Source organism: Vallitalea sediminicola (assembly GCF_054408565.1).
Map to the genome: position 1 here is coordinate 75,614 of NZ_BTPT01000017.1, position 20,118 is coordinate 95,731.

The window sequence follows — 20,118 nt, forward strand, 5'->3', positions numbered from 1 at the left end:
CCAGTCTGTTGCATCTTCTACAGTATCTTTTACTGTATCCTTTACTTTATCCCAAAATCCTGCATGTACTGATACGCTTTGTGATAATAGTAACGTCGTTAATAAGATTAATGATATGGATTTCTTGATTACCTTAGTAGTTTTTTTCATGAATTTCCTCCTTAATAATATAAATAACATTTTAAAATAAGAATTTATATTAAGAGAATTATACTTAATAGCATTTCTTATATTAAAATGAGTATTTTAAATGTAGATAGTTATCATCTGCATGATTACAATTGTAGTCATTGTGGGCAGATTAATACTTTCATAAAGCATTGATGCGCTATTTAATCATAGGATACATTTCACATTGCATTGATTACTTTTGTAGTCATTATTTATTTTAAATATTATCATAGATTAATAAAAATGTAAATGATATCTTTCGTTAATCGCCTCTATTCTTAAATTTTTATAACAATTTCTTCTAAATCTATTGAATCTTTTTTTATTTTTTATATAATATATATAAGTTGAATTAAATAATTGCTATAGAGCCAGCAATTACTTGGTTCTATTCAACTTATAAAATCAAGGAAAATATATTGAATTTATTCAAATAGTGTATAGCTGTTTAAGTTAAATATATATTGGTGATTAATATGCTGGACTTGGATTATTTATTTGATTTGTGTATTATAACCTCAATTAAAGGCATTGTTCTTATTCTGATTATTCTATTGTTACAACATTTTTTCCGGAGAAATTTTACTGCTAGATGGGTTTATACCCTATGGTCATTAGTTATAATTAGATTACTGATACCTACTAGCCCCCTTGAAAATGTATTATCACTTTATAATATGGGAATAGTCAAAAGACTAAGTTTTAATATGAATGATTTAATATTGGGTAGGTTAGGTACCTCTTATGATAGCTTTGAGTTTATTGGAAATAACATCAACATAAACTCATTTGTAAATAATGCTTTTTCAATAGATTGGAAACATCTGTTTGCAATAATATGGATAATAGGCATTTTATTTTTCTTGTCAATTTTTATTTATATCAATATAAATATATTGATACTTTTCAAAAATTCTAATGTATGTACTGATAAAAATATACTAGATATCATGAATAAATGTAGTGAACAGATAAATGTTACTAAAAATATTAGATTATATATTTCTTCTAATTTATCATCACCAATGACTTATGGAGTAATATTTCCTAAAATTATTATACCAAAAGATGTTATTGCTAACCTTGACTATAAAGAATTAAGATATATATTTCTACACGAACTGGTTCATATTAAGAGGTATGATGTTTTATTTAATATATTGGGTATGCTGGTATGTATATTACATTGGTTTAATCCTCTAGTATGGTACGTCTTTTTTAGAAGTAAAAAAGATTGTGAATTGGCATGTGATGAGAGTGTCTTACAATATTTAAGCAGCCAAGAATATACTAATTACGGACTTACTTTAATACAAATCTTGGAATTAACCATTTCAACGAAAGTCACTAACACTATTGTTGCCAAAGCGCTTATAAATGACCGTTCAGAAGCTAATGCAAGAATATCACAGATAACTAATTATAATAAGAAAAGCAAATCCGTTATTATTTTTTCGGTTATTTTGATAATAATAATAGCATTGATAGGTCTTAATGAAGATACTAGTACAAGACCTGCTCTTTCACACAACAAACATAATGTATATGGCTATTTGGGAGTATCTGAACATAATATTCGCACTAGTTTTGGTATCAAGCCGGTACATACCTTCCTTTTGAAGACCAATAATATTCCCTACTATGTTTTATATTATAATGTACTTGGAGAAAAAGTAGAGTTCTGGTTTGATGGCACTGATGGAGATGGGACATCCAGAAAAGCTCTTGAAATTACAACTACTGAATATAAAGGTATTATTCAAGGCATGCCTGCTGATAAAGCCATTAAAATAGCCCAAACAAATGATATGAAACTAATTAACAAGGAAAGCTCTAATTCATTCACTAAATATTTTTATCAAGATACAAAATGTAACATCATGATACTAATTGATTCAGATAAAGGAAAAGTTTATAGTTTAACTTTATATTAAAGGTGGAATGAAATGAGATTAAATAAAAAAATATTTATTGTATTATCATTTTTATGCATAGCCATGTTATTTTACATATTTATAGTGGAAGATATTTACATACATTATGAGGATAACCCTTTAGATGAACCTTTAACTGATAATCTATTTGATGATATTAGTCCTTATGTAGTTGATTCTTATAATGCTATTATAACTGAAAGTACTATATCTACAGGGATGTTTACTGACGCTAATTATAAAAACTTCTATGTTACTATTAAAATTCCTAGTAGCCATCCTTTGTTAAAGGATAAAGATAACGTACATATTGAGTTTGAATCAAGACTGCAAAGCACAAGTGAATGGGTGTGTAACAATAAATATGTTATAAGAATGTACTACTATGAAGACGATAATCCCAATAATGAACCTATAACTTTTTTTAAAAAGAAATGGGTGGGTATAGATAATAGAGTATCTTCTAGACTGCTTGTTCCAGAAGAAGCGCGAGACAATTCTATATATATCCAATATATTTCTGATATAGGATCATTGTTTTTCTTAAAAAATGGTAATGATGTTCGTTTTTTCCATAATTATCTCTCAATCAAAAGTTAATTCATTTAAAACAAAGTATCAATTATTATAAATCTTATTAAAAAATAAAACTCATCAACTGGGTTTTATTTTTTGGTTTCATTTTCATTTAGTAAATCTTTCAATACATCTATATCATTCTGTGTCAGCTTATTATTCTTCACAAAATTAGATACCAAAAGACCTATCGAACCTTTGTATACTTTATTGATAAATTTATCAGTTGCTTCTTTAACACATTCTTCTTTTGACAATAGAGGATAGTACATATTGAATTTTTCTTTTTCAACACCTAATACATTTTTATCAACTAACCTTCTTATCAATGTTCTTACTGTCTTATCACTCCAAGTGGTTTTTAATTCTAACTTTTTAATAATATCATATGCTCTTATCTTTTTGCCATCCCATACAATCTCCATTATTTCCCATTCAGCGTCTGATATTCTATTATCTGTTTTCATGATCTATCATCCTTCTAATTAATTTATATTATATTATTATACACCATTTCTATATAAATAACTAACTTCATCATATACGATTTCATGTAAAATAGAAAGTAGTACTTTCTCATTAATAAAAATAAAAACCATAATTAAAATAATTTTTAACCATGATTTTCAATATATGAATATAATATTTCTATAACTCTATTCTTCCTTCTAATGCCCTTGATAAAGTTATTTCATCAACGTATTCCAGATCTCCACCAATAGGTACACCATTAGCAATTCTAGATACCTTAACATCTAAGGGTTTTATTAATTTACTTAGATACATTGCAGTAGCTTCTCCCTCAACTGTTGAGTTGGTAGCTAAAATAACTTCTTTAATTGTATCGGAAGAAAGTCTAGTCAATAATTCTTTAATCTTAAGTTCCGAGGGTCCTATCCCAAGCATTGGAGAAATTGCTCCGTGAAGTATATGATATACTCCTTTGTATTGTTTTGTTCTTTCATAGGCAGCCATATCCCTAGAATCTTCAACTACCATTATAGTATCTACATCTCTTTTTGGACTGCTACAAATAGGACATAACTCTGAATCTGTAATTGTACAACATTTGCTACAATATTTTACATGTTTCTTAGCATCAACTATTGAACTCGATAATCTTTCTGCTTGTTCTGCTGGCATATTTATAATATGAAAAGCTAATCTCTGAGCTGTTTTAGCTCCAATACCAGGTAATCTTGATAATTCTTCTATTAACTTTCCTATTTGATTTCCAAAGTAGTCCATTATATCATCCTTCTATTAACTATATATAACTTCTGTGGTACTAAAACATTCCTGGCATATTTAATCCACCAGTAACTTTTGACATCTGCTGGTTAACCTTCTCATCAGCTGTACGCATTGCTTCATTAACAGCTGCAAGAATTAGATCTTCTAACATTTCTACGTCGTCTTCATCTACTACTTCTGGGTTAATACTTACTTTTGTTACTTCTTTTTTACCAGTTACTATTACTTTAACTGCTCCACCACCTGCTGAAGCCTCAAATACTTGATTATCCAGGTCTTCTTGCATATCCTGCATTTTCTTTTGCATCTTTTGTGCTTGTTTCATTAAATTGTTCATATTATTAGGCATTCCGCCTCCAAAACCGCCTTTTTTTGCCATTGTAAAATCCTCCTTAAATTCAATAAATTATTGATAATTCTTATTCTGATTTATAGAATCTTAACATCAAAGATACCTTTTGACGTTATTTCTTCATAGTTCTCGTTAATCATTTCTTACCCTCTGTATATTTTACTAATAAAAGCCTCTTATGACAAGTACTTTTTATTAACATCATCAACATAGACAATATACTACACCCCTCCATCTTTCGCAAGGGATTGTATTTATATAAAAATTGAATCCAATAATAATCGTCTATTAAATTATATCACAAAAAGCTAAATATATTCCATAACAAATTACTTATGCACGTATATCAACCAAGTAATCTGTATCTATTTTTGCTGATTCAAAGGTTATCATATTATTCATCATAGCAAGAGCTGATTCAATTATATTAAACATTAAAGGGCAACCCGTCCCCTCTCCCAATCGCATATTCATATGTAAAAATGGTTCTAATCCCATAGTATCCATCATAGATTTGTATCCCGGTTCTAGCGAGTAATGTGAAGGAATCATATAATCTTTGATCACCGGATTCATGGTATAGGCAAGTAATGCAGCTGCTGCCGATATAAATCCATCTATAACAATTGGTACACGGTAATATGCTGCTCCAATATAACAGCCTACAAGGCCCGCTATATCTAAACCACCAACTTTTGTTAATACATCTATAGGATCATTTGGATTTGGCTTATGAAAGTCAATGGCTTTACGAATAACTCTTTTTTTATTTTCTAATGCCTCATCGGTTAAACCACCACCTTTACCTACAGCTATATCCTCATCGCATCCTGTAAGTGTCATGAGAATAGCACTGCTTGTACTGGTATTGCCTATCCCCATTTCCCCCGTACCTAACAGGTTGTAGCCTTGATCTACTAACTGCTTCACTGATTCAATACCAATATTAATAGCTTCAATTGCTTGTTCTCTACTCATTGCCGAACCTTTTGCAAAATTATGTGTCCCATACATTATTTTTTTGTTAATGAGTCTTGGATGCTCTAAATCTGCTTTTATTCCTATATCAATGACTCTAATTTTTGCACCAGCTTGTTTACTCAACACACTGATTCCAGTTAATCCATCTAACATGTTTATGGTTTGCATAGCTGTCACATTCTGAGGGGTTGAACTCACACCTTCTTCAATAATACCGTTATCTGCTGACATAACAATTGTACATTTCTTTTTAATTATATTATTTATTTCTCCTGTGATACCTGCTATTTGTACAGCAATGTCTTCAAGTCTTCCTAAACTTCCTAAAGGTTTTGCCAAGCTATTAACCCTTATTTGGGCTTCAATGAGAGCTTTTTCATCCAACGTATTAATAGATTCCATTATATTCTTTAATTCCATCACTCTACCACTCCTTTAATAAAAGGCTAGATCACTGTTAAAATTTCAAGTGAGATAGCCTTCTTTATCATAAGCATTTATTTATTGTTTCTATAAAATTTCAACATCCAAATTAACCTTTGCTGCAATTTCCCCATAATTATTTTCTACTTTATCCGTATTAACTGTTGAATTACCACCACTTAACATCTTATATTCATCTGCATCTATAATCTTAAGATCGAATTGCTTACCACCTATAGTCTGCAACTCACCGTTTATTTTACTCTTAATCTCCTCTTGGGACAAGTAGTTCTTACCTACATCATCTTTACAAACAATGTATAATAACCCATCATCCATAAATGTAGGCTTTGCATCAACTATAAGTGCTTTTCCAATACCACTGAAATGTTCCACAAATTTATCCCAATTCTCAATGACCTTTTTAATATCTTCCGGAACAGCCTTGGATAAAGGTTTCATCTTAGGCATCATTTTTTTTTCTGGCTCCTTGGAAGTTACTGCACTTTGTGTTTGTACAATTTGGACACCTTTTTCCAATTTTTCTTCTAGGTCCTTAATACGCTCTAGTAAACCCATTGCTGAATTATCCATGGAAGGTTGACATAACTTCATGAGTTCAACTTCTAATAGAATTCTTTTTCTAGATGAATATTTAATTTTGACTTCTAGTTCAGAGAATACTTTTATATAGTATATTAATTCATCCTCTGTTACTCTATCTGCCTGACTCTTAATGTCTTCTATATTTTCCCTAGCCATATCTAGTATTTGAATACCGTCTTTTACTGATTTTAGTACCAATATGTTTCTCAAGTGATTGATCAAATCCATAATAAATTGATTAATATCTCTTCCCTGCATTATTACAGTTTCTGTTAATTCCATACATTTCTTGGCATCTTTCGTATTAACAGCATCTATCATATCTATAAATATTTTAGTATCCACTGCTCCAAGAACTTCTAAAACTTTTTCTATAGTAATCTCTTGTCCTAGATAGAAAGCTATACATTGATCTAATATACTAAGGGCATCACGCATAGAACCATCTGCTACTTTGGCTATATATCTAATTGCTTTTTCTTGTATGTCAATATGTTCCTCGCTCATATAGAACTTAAGTGTATCAGATATTGTCTTTATGGATATTCTTTTAAAATCATATCTTTGACACCTTGAAAGAATCGTTGCGGGAATTTTGTGAGGTTCTGTTGTTGCCAGTATGAATATAACATGTTCCGGAGGTTCTTCCAATGTTTTTAAAAGTGCATTGAATGCTCCTGTCGAAAGCATATGAACCTCATCAATGATATATACCTTGTACTTACCTTCTGTAGGTGTATATCTAACTTCTTCTCTAATCTCTCTAATATTATCTACACCATTATTAGAAGCCGCATCTATTTCAATGATATTCATACTACGATTCTCATTTATGGTTTTACAAACTGAACATTCATTACAAGGGCTTCCCTCTACAGGTGTCTCACAATTGACAGCCTTTGCAAATATTTTAGCAGTAGAAGTCTTACCAGTACCCCTTGTACCGCAAAATAAATATGCATGTGCTATTCTATCTGCCATTATCTGATTGCTCAATGTCTTAACTATATGTTCTTGTCCCATCACGCCCTCAAAACCTTTTGGACGCCATTTTCTATAAAGAGCTATATATGACATGCTTACACTTCCTTCTATACATCTAAGAGATTATTTCTCATCAAAAACTTTTTCTAACATGCACACTATATTAAATTATATCACAAAAAACACACTTGTTAAATAAATACACAAATTTAGGATTCTCCTAAAATTTTATAGATTATAATAAAAATAGTCAGTATTGTATTAACAGGATAAAAAGTTTTTTGTGACCTATATTGAGTGCAAAACACTTTTCTGTCTTACTTATACTTAATTTCTAGAAAAACCAATTCAAAAAAGGCCACTAATAATTACTAGTCAGCCCCATAAATTACATAATTAATCCGTGCACCGCACATCGACAAATATTCATAAGCGTTACCTTTATAGTTAGCTCAAATCAGGCAACCTTACGGCACACAGGAGGTTCTACTTAGTGCTGCTTCCTTCCAGACCTGACACAGTTCATAGATTCCTGTTGCGTAAGACCCAATCATCATCGCCACTTTTAAAGGGCTGCCTTACAAAATAAATGCCTCCGATTGGCATCACCCCTGCTATAGCGGATTGCAGGTATAGGGCACCGCTAACTCCCCGGCTGCACGGAAACTTTATATTATTCATATCTAGTCAAAAATAACCTAATATGATAATTCACTTTTTATAATATAAGTATAAACAAATAAGCAATTATTATACTTTATATTGTATCGAATAGTATATCTGTTTTTCACTAATATGTCAACTGGAATATTATATAATTCATCAAATTTTAATCTTATGTTTGGTCTATTATTTCTTATTAATGAAAAGTTGATGTATTACACTTATTATATTATCCACCTGCTTAGCGTGTTTATAAACTTCAATTTTAGCTTTTAGTCCTTTAATATCTGCTTGAGATTTAGTTGCGTATTTAACACCTAATTTATCTAATAATCCATTAAGAGATTTTAATCTCATACCAAAATCATTATAATCTTTTAGCTTTTCTTCAGTCCACCCGATCTCTGATAAAGCACATAATCTAGGAAATGTTAGATAATCAATTCTATCCAAATCTTTAACATATTCTGTCCATAGAGGTGCTTCTACCCCTAATATATTTTGTTCTTTATCTTTTTGTATACCTTCAAAAACAGGGCTGAACTCATATGTTTTCTTTAAAGGAGTAAGTCCATATGGATAATCTAAATAAACATGATGAACATCAGACATAATAACTTTCCTGTTCTCATTAATAGCTTTTACAGTATTTTCATGTTTATCTCCATCTAACCAGTGTTGTACAACTACTGATTCATCTAGATTACCTGATTTTAGGGAATCATTCCATGTTATAGCTCTTTTATTTTTTTCTTTTAGAAATTTAGCTATTCTATTAGTAAAATACCCTTGAATCTCTTCTTCATTCTTTAGATTTTCTTCTTTTATTTTGTTTTGACAGTGAGGACATTCTTTCCATTGTTCTTTTGGAACCTCATCACCGCCAATATGTATTAGTTCTCCTGGAAATAGCTCTATCATTTCTTCTAGAACATCAAATATAAATTCATAGGTTCTTTCCTTGCCGACACATGCAATATCCTTGATGACGCCAAATTTTGTACACACATCCAATTGTTTGCCGCTACAACTTAGATTAGGATAAGATGCTAATGCTGCCATGAAATGACCTGGCATATCAAATTCAGGAATAATTGTTATATACCTTTCTTTTGCATACTCTACTATTTCTTTTATATCACTGGCTGTATAATAACCACCATGAGGCGTATTATCAGATTTACCAGCTACTATAGTCTCTTTTCTATTAGATCCGATTTTAGTTAATTTTTTATATTTTTTTATTTCCATTCTAAATCCTTGGTCTTCTGTCAAATGCCAATGAAAAATATTCAGTTTATGGAGAGCTGCTAGATCAATCATTCTCTTAACAACTTTTTTATCAAAAAAATGTCTACACACATCAAGCATATAACCCCTATATTCATACCTAGGTTTATCTTCAATTTCTACACAAGGCAATCTCTTAGGATTGTCATTCATTATCTGTCTAAGAGTCTGCAATCCGTAAAACATACCCTGAAGGGTCATAGAATCAAGCTGTACTCTACTATTGGTAATATGAAGCCTATAACCTTCCTTACCTAGATGTACTGAATCATCATTGAGATTCAACTTAATTATATTATTGCCTTCTGATTCATTAGTAATATTAAACTCTAGCTCCGTAGCTTCCTTTAAATATTGTTCTAGAAATCTTATAACAGGTTTGATCTTGTCATCAAAGCTAATCTTAGTAGACTTATCAAGATTGAATACCCCATCTTTTAAAATAATATGATTAGGTTTTGGTATAATATTAATACTCATTTCTAATTCCTTCTTTCTATATTATTATAAATTCAGGTTTATACATTAGATGTAAAAAGTAGTCATATAACAAAAAGGCTTCGCCTCATTATTGCTATTTGTTCTTTTTTCTTAATTGTCTAAAAAAATCTTTTAATAGTTTACTACTTTCCTCTTCCAAAACTTCTGGAGTTATGTCAACTTGATGATTGAATCTTTCTTCTTGCAATAGATTTATAATTGACCCTGCACATCCGGCTTTTTTGTTATAAGCCGCAATTACGACTCTAGGTATTCTAGCTTGAACTATAGCTCCAGCACACATTGGACATGGCTCTAATGTAATATACATTGTACAATCATCCAGTCTCCAATCTCCAACCGCTTTGGATGCTTCATCTATTGCTAGTATCTCTGCATGGGCTAAAGTATTTTTATCTGTATTCCTTCTATTAAAAGCCTTTGCTATTATTTTATCTTCTTTCACGATTACAGCTCCTATAGGTACTTCATCTATATCAAAAGCCTTTTTCGCTTGTTCAAGTGCCACATTCATATATTTAATATCTTCACTATTTTGCACACGCTCACCTACATATCCTATCTACCCTGATTTATTGAAACATTTTCTTGCATTTTCCCTTAGATAATGCTACCATTATTATAAATTAACAGTGCGATTAAAACAATAATTTAATATAACATTTTAATATAATATTTTAACATAAAATAAGGTTAATTCTAGGGAGGTTATTATGTCTACTTCATTTAACACTGTAAAAAAAGGTTATGACCCTAAAGAAGTACAAGAATACATACAACTATTAGAAAAAGAATTAGCATCTTACAAAGATAAAGAACAATTTATTTCAAGAGCTCTAGTTGAAGCACAAGTATCAGCAAAAAATGTAGTCGAACAAGCTAGGAATGAAGCAGTACAGATTGAAGAAGATGCCAAACATAAACTTGAACACATTAAAGAAAAAATTGAAGAATCGAAAGAAAAGATTTATCAATTTGAAGAAGATTATGCTAAGTTCACCAAAAGATTTGAATCTTCCTTTAACGAAAGCGAACTCAATAAATTACTTACAAGTTTAGATTCTATATATTCATCTTTAGACGTAAGTAAATCGACAAAAGATGAAATAGCAGCAACTAACAATAAGATGTAATTGACTCTTTGGTTTAGTTTAAGATTAGGAGTTTATTTATGAATATAAAAGGGTTTACAAAAACAACTTTATTAGATTATCCTGGTCATATTGCATCCACTATATTTACTGGTGGATGTAATTTTAATTGCCCCTATTGTCATAATGGGGATTTAGTTACTTCACATAAGAACCTAGATAATATAACTGAGCAGAGTATACTTGATCATATCAAAAAACGATGCGGTATAATTAATAACATATGTATAAGTGGCGGAGAGCCAACATTACAACCAGACTTAATCAGTTTTCTACAAAAGATAAAAAAGCATCCAATAAAGATAAAACTGGATACCAATGGTAGCAATCCTAGCATTATTAAATCAGCTTACGAGAATGATTTAATAGATTACATAGCTATGGATATAAAAAATAGCAAAGCTAAATATGCTCTTACAGTTGACAGAAAAATCAATATAACTGATATTGAAGAATCTATCGAATATATAAAAACCTGTGGTATCGATTATGAATTCAGGACTACCGTTTTAAAAGAATTCCATACCATAGATGATATAATCAGTATTGGTGAATGGTTGAATGGTAGTAAACGATTTTTTATCCAACAATACGTTGAAAGTGATAAACAAATAGAACAAGGCTTTCATGCACATAGCACTAAAACATTAATAAACTTTCAAAATTCTGTTGAACCTTATTTTGAATCAGTATCTATTCGGGGAGTTGATTAGATGATTAGTAATTCTGGTTATTCCGAGAATAATCAAGAACCATTAGGTTACAAATCCGATGATCAATATTTCATTGTTAACAGTTGTGGAAATGATAAGTTTTATAATACTAGTTTTTGGCAGAGAAGATTTAACGGAAGAAAAGATTATTATCTGATATATGTTAAAAAAGGTGTTCTATCCTGTAATATTAATCAGACTCCATATAAAATCAATAAAGGTCAAGTAATTATTATAGATCCTGAAATATCACATGAAATATATTATTCAGATAAAATATATCATGAAGTTTTTTGGGTTAGTTTTACCGGATATGGAGTTATTAATGTATTACAGCAATTAAATCTTATTTGTGAAAAAATCTATTATGTCAAAGATTGTCCAATTATTGATAACCTATTTATAAATATAATAAAAGAACTTCAGATTAGAAGTAAATCTTATATCATAATATGTAGCGGATATCTTGTTGAGTTGTTGACAACTATCTCTAGATGTGAAAAAAGCAGTCATGGAAATACCCATGTCGGTGAATCTGAATTACATAAGATTATGAATTATTTGAATGAGAGTTACAACCATCAACATACAATAGAAGAGTTGGCTAATAAATGTAATCTATCTCCCTATTATTTTATAAGAAAATTCAAAAAAGTTTCTGGTTATTCTCCACAAAAATATATATTAAAGATTCGAATGGAAAATGCTAAAAAAATGCTTACAGAATCCAATCTCAATATATCGGATATAGGAACTATGGTTGGATTTCGGAATGCATTGTATTTCAGTAAAGCTTTCAAAGAATTTGTTGGGATAAATCCTTCTCAATTCAGGAAAATTTCACAAGATACAGAAGAATAACTAAAATGGGATAATATAATGAAGTCATTCATATAGAAGTATTATTAAAGCTACAGCTGTCAAAGGAATCTGATAACTATAGCTTTATTACCCATGTTGGTAGACCATTTATTACTATATTCAAACTTACCAAGCAAGTACTGTCTTTGTACTAATATCTTCTGTTGTTTCTATTACTACTACGCTCCCAAAAAAACTATGTTCTTCTGCTTTGAATAAATTAATATTAGAAGAAGTTTCCTCATGAGCAATAAAAACAATATATTCTTTATTATTTTTAGAAATTTTTATTGCTTCTACACTTTTAGGATCATGTCCTATAATTTCCCCAACTGATTTAACATCTAATTTCTGAATAGCGGCTTTTGACACGATAGATTCATCATTGATATCAATTACAAAAGTCCTATGACAATTATTATCCGAAAAACTAGTTTTTACTGTAGTGTTAGACTCTATTTTATTATACACCTTTGATATTTTAGTGCTTATTTTCTCCATGTTAATATTGTCCACAAACTGAATAAAAACATTTGATTTCTTGCTTTTATACGAAATCTTATTATAATTTTCCTTCACTTCAATTTTTCCTTCGTTATTAAAGTGAAAATATTCATTGTATTGGTGTTCTCCACTTGTATACATTTCATCTGAAATGATGTATATATCTGGTTTAATAAAAATTATTTTACGATTTACATATACTCCCTGCTCTAAATAACCAATATGGGCACCTTGAATAAAATCATATTTATCAGAGATATAACCTGGTTGTTTTACTGGTGTAGCCAATTTACTAAATCCCCATGAATTAGTCATTTTCATGAAATCCATATTATCTACAATTATTGTATTATGTCCAGTAGCTCCCTTAAGTTCATGTCGAATAGGATTATCAACATAAGTATATCGCCCACTATCAATTAAGATATCTTCTCCATTAGCAATTAAATCAATATGAAGTTTTTCACAGTGTCCATGACCTCCTCCAACACTTCCACAAGAAAAGTGCAGCAAGTTACCATCCTCTTCCCAACTTGAACGAAGATAATAGTTTCCACTACTTTCAAGAAAATAAGATGTATAATCTAGTTCTTTAGCTTCTATTTGATTATATTTTTCTATGGCATCATATCCTAATTCCCATATACTATTAAAATCAAGCTTAGAATAACCAGCGAATTTCAAAATACTATCATTAAAGATATAGCCACTGATTGTAATAATATCTCTAAGGTCAAAATCATCACTGTCACCTTGCATAAATTCTTTATGATTAGGTTTTTTCCATATTATATTTACTAGTGCCATCTGCTTAACTCTTTTTATGAATTTATCTGAAAAAAACACATTATTTTCTTTCCCTATATGAATAACATCTAAAAAACAATGCAAAACTTCATTGTGGTACATAGGTGATTTTTCCCAATGAACACCATCATCCATGATTTGAATGGATATCTCTTCTTCTAATCTTTGTTTTGCAGTTTTGATGTAATCTTCATTTCCTAGTGCAATACCAACTTCAAAAAGCCCATGATTTTCTAATACTCCCCAGTTACTTATTTTACTGAAGGGTACATCTTTTGATAATAAATAATTCCCATGTTCATTTAAACTATTTACAAATTTAGTTATGACATCAGGTGTAATATATCTACTATCTTTAAAATAATTAAAAGATTTCAACCAATATTCACAACGAAGTCCAGCTTCTATAGATCGCCATGTTGTGTTTTTGGTACTATCATTAAATTTTACATTATCAATCCAATGTTGCAATTGATATGTAAATGTCTTAGCATATTTCTCATCCCCTGTTAATTGATATGCCTGACCTAAACAAATCCAGTATCTATGACGATTAAGCGCATACGTCCATTCCGAATCATTTTCAGGATAATACTCCCAGTCTATTTCATTTTCAAAGTGCACGATTTTGTGAGTTTGTTCCATATCCCAGTTGAGATTGAATATGAATTTTTGATTACAGATATTATTAGCCGCTTCAATAACTTCATTTATTTCTTCTAGGTAGTTTTCTGAGCAATAGTGAGCAATTTTTTTAAATTCAATATTAGTTCGCTTTAGATAATTAGTTAATTCTATATTCTGTGATAACATTTTAATACCTCTTCTATTTTAGTGATATTGCTAGATTACAAGTGTTTTTTGCATTCATAAATGAATCTGTGCCATCTGAAGTAGCGATAAATAGATGGGTTGCTTCATCACCGTCAAATAATAGAAACGGTCTATCCATATTACCCATGAGACGAGTAACACCATCTTCCCATCTAAGATTCCTTGGAAATGCTTTATGTCCTATTTTCAAATCCCAGTTTACTCCATCTGTTGAACTAGCAAAAACCCCTCCTCCAATTTCTCCACATATATTACCATACATATCTTTTGCAATCAAACTATATCCATTATCATTTTTCCAAATAAACGGATCTTCGATATTATGCTCCTTTTCATTAAACAAAGGTTTATCTGTTAAATGAGTATAAGGTCCTTTATAGTGAGGTGCATAAGCAACGCCTAGAGCCATTAGGTCATGTAATTCTCCATTATCATAAGGTGGTTTTTTATAACTTCTTGCCTTATAGACCAAAAGACAAGAACCGTCTTCATTTATGCAAGGTGCTGGATTAGAAACAAGATGATTATCAAATTTATCTGGTCGAGTATCCAAAATAGGATGATCAAGTCTTTCCCAAGGACCAACGACGCTCTTAGATGTAGCTATTCCAATCCTTTTATTCGCTCTAGCAGAGATGAATCGATAATTATGCACATCAAAATTCTCATTAGGATGAACATCGTCAAAAGGATATGTTGTACCCATGTAAAATAGTATATACTCATCTTTATATTTTGTTATATGTGGATTGTGAACACTTCTACCATCCCAATACTCTGCCCCACGAGCGGTTAACACTACTTCTTGAAAAATATATGGTCCTTCAGGTGTTTTGGAAACTGCTCGTACAATTTCACTGGCAACACCCCAACCTGGATGCATGGGAAGTGTTTTTTTCCACCGGGACGCAAACATATGATAATTTCCGTCTTCTCCGAGTATTACCGAACCACACCACACCCAATAGCCATCCATAGAAAAGCCACCTTTTAGAGGAATGGGTTCAAAATGCTCTCCTATATTACATTCATTCCTATTCATAAAAAATTCCTCCATTATATTTATATAAAATCTTACCAATAAAGCTCCCAATCTTTTACAAGTCTAGTAAGTGCTTCAAAATAAAAATAGTCTCCCCAAGTATTACATTCATCAACTCCTACATTATTACAAGGATTATTAGGTGATTTTCTAGCATATACACCATGTAAAAGCTGACCATTTGATAGTTTCGTATCTTTTACACTGTAATCGTCTATAAGAGATTTTAATATTTTCAAAGCAACATCTTTATAATATTCTCTTTCAGGTTTATTTAGATATTTAGACATTTCAAGCATGCCACATACAGCTATTGCTGCTGCAGAACTATCACGTGGCTCATCACTTCCATCTGTGAAATCAAAGTCCCAATAAGGTACTAAATCTTTTGGTAAGTTTTCAATAAAATAATTTGCAATTTCCTTGAAAATCATGATATAGTCATTGTTCTTAGTATATTTATAACTGAGTGCTACACCATAAATACCCCAAGCTTGTCCTCTTGACCAAGCAGATCCATCTCTATTCCCTTGTCTTGTAACTCCTTTTATTGGTTCTCCTGTTTTTGTATCAAAAAAGTATGTATGATAAGTTGACTTATCATCACGCATTATATTCTTCAGAGATGTTTTAATATGTTTCTTTGCTATATCAGCATATATATTATCTCCGGTTACTTCAGTTGACCAGTATAGTAATGGTAAGTTCAAAAGACAATCAATTATTAAACGGTAATTATCTTCTGCACCAAGTTCTCCCCACGCTTGTATAAACTCGCCCACTGGTTGATATCTGGAAATTAAATTATTAGCTGCAAGAAGTGCTGCTTTTTTACCATTTTCACTTTTTGTGAGTTTATAGGCAGCTACACAAGAAAGACTATATAAGAAACCCATATCATGATTATCTATGTCTATCCTATTTTCAATACGATCAAGAAAGTTCTCAACTTGAATTTCAGCAGAATTTTTGAATTTTTTATTATTCGTATGCTCAAATGCTAGCCATATTTCACCAGTCCAAAACCCTGATGTCCAACTTATATTATCTTGTGGTCTATAGAAATTATCTATGCTCGCATCCACCTTAAACTTATATGTAAATTCTGGCAAACAACTTTCTACTTGATTGATAGCATTTTCTATAGCTTTTTTCACTTCACAATCTGTAACTTTTTCATAATCCAATAAATCTATCATAGCATATATCCTTTCTCACTATCCTTTTAATCCTGAAGCTGCAACACCTTCTACAAAAAATCTTTGGAAAGCGATAAAAATAATAAAAACGGGTATTAGGGATACTACAGATGCTGCCATAATAAGCCCATAGTCCGCAGAATATTGAGAAATAAACATCCTTATTCCTAATTGAATGGTTTTATTTGATTCAGAATTAAAATAAATCATAGGTCCCATGAAGTCATTCCAAACACCTACAAAACTAAATATTGTTAACGTAGATAATGCTGGTTTTGAAAGAGGTAATATAATTCTAAAATAAATTCCATATTCACTCATTCCATCAATTCTTCCTGCTTCCAAAAGCTCATTTGGAATACTTAAATAAAATTGACGTATTAAAAACACACCAAATGCAGTAAAGGATTGTAGCAAAATAATACTTGTATGAGTGTCAATAAGTCCAAATTTATTCATCATTGTATATTGTGGCAACATATATACTTGCCATGGAATAGCTATAGTAGCTATATAAAATAAGAATAATACATTTCTTCCTTTGAACTCACACTTTGAAAAACCATATGCGGCAAAAGAACTTGTAAACAACTGAATCACTGTTATTATTATAGTTAATTTTGTGGTATTCAATACAAATAATCCAAATGGTATCTTAGTCCAGATGGTTACATAGTTTTTCCATTGAGGATTATTAGGAATCCATTGAATAGGTATACTAAATACATCTTTATCTAATTTTAACGATGCTGATAGCATCCATATTAGAGGAAGTAGTGTTAATATACATATGATAATAATCGCAACATATAAAATAATTTTAGCAAATTTGTTCATTTTATTCATAGTCAGACACCTTTCCTTACATATAACTTACCCATTTTTTTTCAGCCCTAAATTGTATAATAGTAATAGTAGCTACCATAATGAATAGTACAATTGAAATTGCACTAGCTGAGCCATAATCCCAAGCTAAAAAAGCTTTGTCATAAATATAATTTACAAGTAAAGTGGTACTTCTGCCTGGTCCACCTTCTGTCATAATATATACTAGGTCAAATACTTTAAAACAATTTATTGTTAACATCATTATTACGAAAAATGTAGCTGGTGTTAACATTGGAAGTGTTATATATCTAAACCTCTGCCAACTTGAGGCTCCATCAATCTTTGCAGCTTCATATAGTGAGTTTGGTATACCTTGTAGAGCTGCTAAATATATAATCATATAATAGCCCATACCTTTCCATATGCTCACAATAATAACCGCAGGCATAGCCCAATCTAACGATGCTGTCCAACCTGGAGGATTAGCGATACCTATAAACCTTAAAAACTCATTTATAGGGCCAAAATCTTTTTGGAACAACATATTCCATACGACAGCTACCGCAACAATAGATGCTACATAAGGAAAAAAGATTGAAGATCTAAAAAAATTCAAACCTTTTATTTTTTTATTTAATAAAACAGCTAATCCAAGTGATATTACTGCTGTTGTTGGTACAGTCAATAATGCAAAATAGATTGTATTTACAAATGATATTTTAAAAGTCGAATCACTTGCAAGATCGATAAAATTTTTAAGTCCCACAAATTTCAATGGTGAGAATCCATCCCATTCCATAAAGCTTAATCCAAAAGAAAAAAGCACAGGAATCATTATAAATATACAAAACCCAATAAAATTAGGTAATATGAATGATAAACCCACAAAGGTGTTTCTAGTATTTAAACTCAAACCCTTTTTTGCTTTCATACATTTGCCTCCTTCAAGTCATAATCACCTATAAAAAGGTACTTTAATTAATAAAATACCTTTTTACAAATGAATATTTATTTATGTTAATTTTTAACCATTTTATTATTTCTTAATAATTTCTGAAACACGTTCTTTCATTTCTAAAAGTCCTTCGTCAATACTCAATTCTCCAAACATAATAAGTCCATGTTCTTCACCAAGGATTTTATTTATCTCTAATACATGTTCAGCAATTGGTCTATCTAGTTCAATATTTTTAACTGCCAATGCTTCTGCAACACCTTCTGGCATTCCTTCTGCATTAGATACATTAACTAAAGCTTCCTCAGTCAATATTGAAGGTAAAACACCCTTAGTTGAAACATATGCTGCCGCTTGCTCATTTGTAACGAATTCTATGAATTTCCAAGCTGCATCTTTATTCTTACCAGCTGCATTCATAGCAATAGGAGTTGTTGCACCAACTGTATATCCTTGCTCGATACTTTGTGCGTGTGGAAGTGTAGCAATACCCCAGTTAATATCACTTTCACCTTGAGCTTTTTTGAGAATTATTGTATTCATAAACCATGAACCCATTGGCATCATACCAACTTGTCCATTAAGAAATGGTCCTGAATAATGTATATTAGATGTTTTAAGAGTTGCAAAATCCATTGCTGATTTATCATCATTTTGCATTTTTAAAGCTCTTTCATAATATGGTTTCATGAATGCATAATCATCAGAAACAATTGTATTTTTACCATCTTGTACTGCCCAGTTTTGTACACAACCATTCCATGTATGAGTTAAAGCACCATATATCTTGTTAGCGCCTTCTCCAGATGTAATTTTTGCTGCAACTTCTGCATATTGATCCCAAGTCATATCATTAGTTGGATATGGTTCTGAAGCTGTGTCAAATACATCTTTATTATAATAGAGAATATAATAATCTGTTCTATATGGTAATCCATAAGTACCACCATCAAATTGGAAATTCTCTGCTAAACCGTTATATTTATCAAGCTCTACTTTGCTTTCCTTGATATATGAATTCAAATCATGTAGTTGACCTTTTTTATACATTGAAAGTGTTGTATCTGCATCTTTAATATAAAATGCATCTAAATCAGAACCACCATTTAACATGATTGAAAGTTTATTCGTATATTCTGTTGAAGAGACATCAATATATTCCACTTTAATATTTGGATATTTTTCTGTGAATTTTGCAGCAAGGTCATTACCCACCTCTGTTGTACTATTATCCCAGACTGCAACTTTTAGTGTTATATCTTTTTGTGTATCTTTTGACTTATCTGTCTGACTACTTTGGTTTGAATCATCAACCTTATCTTTAGTTTTTTCTTTTGAACAACCGGAAAACATTGTCACAACCAATATCATAGATAATAATAGTACCATGAATTTTTTTTGCATATTAAAACCCTCCATTTTTCTTTGAATTCTTTTTAGCACATTTGATATGTGTAATATTACTATACTAAATTAAATCTTTTTAGTG

General features: G+C 30.6%; 18 protein-coding genes and 1 other RNA gene. 5 read left to right on the top strand and 14 right to left on the bottom strand.

Annotation, left to right across the window (positions count from 1 at the left end):
* The first annotated feature begins 647 nt into the window (after positions 1-647).
* Together ACX6CF_RS07720 and ACX6CF_RS07725 are read left to right on the top strand one after the other, a co-directional pair.
* Positions 648-2,105 carry a M56 family metallopeptidase gene (locus tag ACX6CF_RS07720; RefSeq protein ID WP_458784739.1) on the top strand — a complete coding sequence of 486 codons (1,458 nt, stop codon included), beginning with the start codon at positions 648-650 and terminating at the stop codon, positions 2,103-2,105.
* Positions 2,106-2,117: 12 nt separating this feature from the next.
* On the top strand, positions 2,118-2,705 hold the full coding sequence (locus ACX6CF_RS07725) for a hypothetical protein (protein ID WP_458784740.1): 588 nt from the start codon (positions 2,118-2,120) through the stop codon (positions 2,703-2,705).
* Between the two features lie 65 nt (positions 2,706-2,770).
* Here ACX6CF_RS07725 and ACX6CF_RS07730 read toward each other — a convergent pair whose 3' ends face one another.
* The 8 genes from ACX6CF_RS07730 to tadA all read right to left on the bottom strand — a co-directional run bounded on the left by ACX6CF_RS07730 (position 2,771) and on the right by tadA (position 10,276).
* Positions 2,771-3,148 (bottom strand): BlaI/MecI/CopY family transcriptional regulator, encoded by a 378-nt coding sequence (locus tag ACX6CF_RS07730; protein WP_458784741.1) that lies wholly within the window; start codon positions 3,146-3,148, stop codon positions 2,771-2,773.
* 181 nt (positions 3,149-3,329) lie between these two features.
* Positions 3,330-3,929, bottom strand: a complete 600-nt coding sequence (gene recR / locus ACX6CF_RS07735) for a recombination mediator RecR (RefSeq protein WP_458784742.1) — start codon at positions 3,927-3,929, stop codon at positions 3,330-3,332.
* Between the two features lie 40 nt (positions 3,930-3,969).
* Entirely contained in the window at positions 3,970-4,314 is a 345-nt protein-coding gene (locus ACX6CF_RS07740) for a YbaB/EbfC family nucleoid-associated protein (protein WP_458784743.1), read from the bottom strand.
* A 306-nt stretch (positions 4,315-4,620) separates the two neighbouring features.
* A complete protein-coding gene (cobT, locus tag ACX6CF_RS07745) occupies positions 4,621-5,688 on the bottom strand; it encodes a nicotinate-nucleotide--dimethylbenzimidazole phosphoribosyltransferase (RefSeq protein WP_458784744.1) in 1,068 nt (355 codons plus the stop codon).
* A gap of 90 nt (positions 5,689-5,778) precedes the next feature.
* The gene (dnaX, locus tag ACX6CF_RS07750; protein WP_458784745.1) at positions 5,779-7,374 is read right to left on the bottom strand and encodes a DNA polymerase III subunit gamma/tau; all 1,596 of its coding nucleotides are present in this window, start codon (positions 7,372-7,374) and stop codon (positions 5,779-5,781) included.
* 308 nt (positions 7,375-7,682) lie between these two features.
* An RNA gene (ffs, locus tag ACX6CF_RS07755) (signal recognition particle sRNA large type) lies at positions 7,683-7,944 on the bottom strand.
* A gap of 186 nt (positions 7,945-8,130) precedes the next feature.
* A complete protein-coding gene (locus tag ACX6CF_RS07760) occupies positions 8,131-9,714 on the bottom strand; it encodes a beta-N-acetylhexosaminidase (RefSeq protein ID WP_458784746.1) in 1,584 nt (527 codons plus the stop codon).
* A 94-nt stretch (positions 9,715-9,808) separates the two neighbouring features.
* Positions 9,809-10,276, bottom strand: coding sequence for a tRNA adenosine(34) deaminase TadA (gene tadA / locus ACX6CF_RS07765; RefSeq protein ID WP_458784747.1), 468 nt, complete (start codon positions 10,274-10,276; stop codon positions 9,809-9,811).
* Between the two features lie 172 nt (positions 10,277-10,448).
* On the opposite strand from tadA, the gene ACX6CF_RS07770 reads away from it, so the two are divergent.
* Genes ACX6CF_RS07770 through ACX6CF_RS07780 form a run of 3 tightly spaced genes read left to right on the top strand, consistent with a single transcriptional unit; the run spans position 10,449 to position 12,460 of the window.
* Positions 10,449-10,868, top strand: a complete 420-nt coding sequence (locus ACX6CF_RS07770; protein ID WP_458784748.1) for a DivIVA domain-containing protein — start codon at positions 10,449-10,451, stop codon at positions 10,866-10,868.
* Between the two features lie 38 nt (positions 10,869-10,906).
* Positions 10,907-11,599 (top strand): anaerobic ribonucleoside-triphosphate reductase activating protein, encoded by a 693-nt coding sequence (locus ACX6CF_RS07775; protein ID WP_458784749.1) that lies wholly within the window; start codon positions 10,907-10,909, stop codon positions 11,597-11,599.
* A complete protein-coding gene (locus tag ACX6CF_RS07780; protein ID WP_458784750.1) occupies positions 11,600-12,460 on the top strand; it encodes an AraC family transcriptional regulator in 861 nt (286 codons plus the stop codon). It begins immediately after the preceding gene.
* Positions 12,461-12,586: 126 nt separating this feature from the next.
* On the opposite strand, the gene ACX6CF_RS07785 is transcribed toward ACX6CF_RS07780, so the two are convergent.
* The 6 genes from ACX6CF_RS07785 to ACX6CF_RS07810 form a co-directional block, all read right to left on the bottom strand.
* Positions 12,587-14,584, bottom strand: a complete 1,998-nt coding sequence (locus tag ACX6CF_RS07785; RefSeq protein WP_458784751.1) for an alginate lyase family protein — start codon at positions 14,582-14,584, stop codon at positions 12,587-12,589.
* A gap of 13 nt (positions 14,585-14,597) precedes the next feature.
* A complete protein-coding gene (locus ACX6CF_RS07790; protein ID WP_458784752.1) occupies positions 14,598-15,647 on the bottom strand; it encodes a glycoside hydrolase family protein in 1,050 nt (349 codons plus the stop codon).
* Positions 15,648-15,679: 32 nt separating this feature from the next.
* Positions 15,680-16,846 (bottom strand): glycoside hydrolase family 88 protein, encoded by a 1,167-nt coding sequence (locus ACX6CF_RS07795; protein ID WP_458784753.1) that lies wholly within the window; start codon positions 16,844-16,846, stop codon positions 15,680-15,682.
* An 18-nt stretch (positions 16,847-16,864) separates the two neighbouring features.
* The gene (locus ACX6CF_RS07800) at positions 16,865-17,692 is read right to left on the bottom strand and encodes a carbohydrate ABC transporter permease (RefSeq protein WP_458784754.1); all 828 of its coding nucleotides are present in this window, start codon (positions 17,690-17,692) and stop codon (positions 16,865-16,867) included.
* Positions 17,693-17,708: 16 nt separating this feature from the next.
* The gene (locus ACX6CF_RS07805; protein WP_458784755.1) at positions 17,709-18,605 is read right to left on the bottom strand and encodes a carbohydrate ABC transporter permease; all 897 of its coding nucleotides are present in this window, start codon (positions 18,603-18,605) and stop codon (positions 17,709-17,711) included.
* A 105-nt stretch (positions 18,606-18,710) separates the two neighbouring features.
* Positions 18,711-20,033 (bottom strand): ABC transporter substrate-binding protein, encoded by a 1,323-nt coding sequence (locus ACX6CF_RS07810; RefSeq protein ID WP_458784756.1) that lies wholly within the window; start codon positions 20,031-20,033, stop codon positions 18,711-18,713.
* Positions 20,034-20,118: the final 85 nt, after the last annotated feature.

Excerpts from the sequence above, each read along its gene's own strand:
- ACX6CF_RS07775 (WP_458784749.1), top strand. The coding sequence starts at position 10,907 with ATGAATATAAAAGGGTTTACAAAAACAACTTTATTAGATTATCCTGGT.
- ACX6CF_RS07780 (WP_458784750.1), top strand. The coding sequence starts at position 11,600 with ATGATTAGTAATTCTGGTTATTCCGAGAATAATCAAGAACCATTAGGT.
- ACX6CF_RS07810 (WP_458784756.1), bottom strand. The coding sequence starts at position 20,033 with ATGCAAAAAAAATTCATGGTACTATTATTATCTATGATATTGGTTGTG.
- ACX6CF_RS07790 (WP_458784752.1), bottom strand. The coding sequence starts at position 15,647 with ATGAATAGGAATGAATGTAATATAGGAGAGCATTTTGAACCCATTCCT.
- ACX6CF_RS07795 (WP_458784753.1), bottom strand. The coding sequence starts at position 16,846 with ATGATAGATTTATTGGATTATGAAAAAGTTACAGATTGTGAAGTGAAA.
- ACX6CF_RS07800 (WP_458784754.1), bottom strand. The coding sequence starts at position 17,692 with ATGAATAAAATGAACAAATTTGCTAAAATTATTTTATATGTTGCGATT.
- ACX6CF_RS07720 (WP_458784739.1), top strand. The coding sequence starts at position 648 with ATGCTGGACTTGGATTATTTATTTGATTTGTGTATTATAACCTCAATT.
- ACX6CF_RS07730 (WP_458784741.1), bottom strand. The coding sequence starts at position 3,148 with ATGAAAACAGATAATAGAATATCAGACGCTGAATGGGAAATAATGGAG.
- dnaX (WP_458784745.1), bottom strand. The coding sequence starts at position 7,374 with ATGTCATATATAGCTCTTTATAGAAAATGGCGTCCAAAAGGTTTTGAG.
- recR (WP_458784742.1), bottom strand. The coding sequence starts at position 3,929 with ATGGACTACTTTGGAAATCAAATAGGAAAGTTAATAGAAGAATTATCA.
- ACX6CF_RS07760 (WP_458784746.1), bottom strand. The coding sequence starts at position 9,714 with ATGAGTATTAATATTATACCAAAACCTAATCATATTATTTTAAAAGAT.
- ACX6CF_RS07725 (WP_458784740.1), top strand. The coding sequence starts at position 2,118 with ATGAGATTAAATAAAAAAATATTTATTGTATTATCATTTTTATGCATA.
- ACX6CF_RS07770 (WP_458784748.1), top strand. The coding sequence starts at position 10,449 with ATGTCTACTTCATTTAACACTGTAAAAAAAGGTTATGACCCTAAAGAA.
- ACX6CF_RS07785 (WP_458784751.1), bottom strand. The coding sequence starts at position 14,584 with ATGTTATCACAGAATATAGAATTAACTAATTATCTAAAGCGAACTAAT.
- ACX6CF_RS07805 (WP_458784755.1), bottom strand. The coding sequence starts at position 18,605 with ATGAAAGCAAAAAAGGGTTTGAGTTTAAATACTAGAAACACCTTTGTG.
- ACX6CF_RS07740 (WP_458784743.1), bottom strand. The coding sequence starts at position 4,314 with ATGGCAAAAAAAGGCGGTTTTGGAGGCGGAATGCCTAATAATATGAAC.
- cobT (WP_458784744.1), bottom strand. The coding sequence starts at position 5,688 with ATGGAATTAAAGAATATAATGGAATCTATTAATACGTTGGATGAAAAA.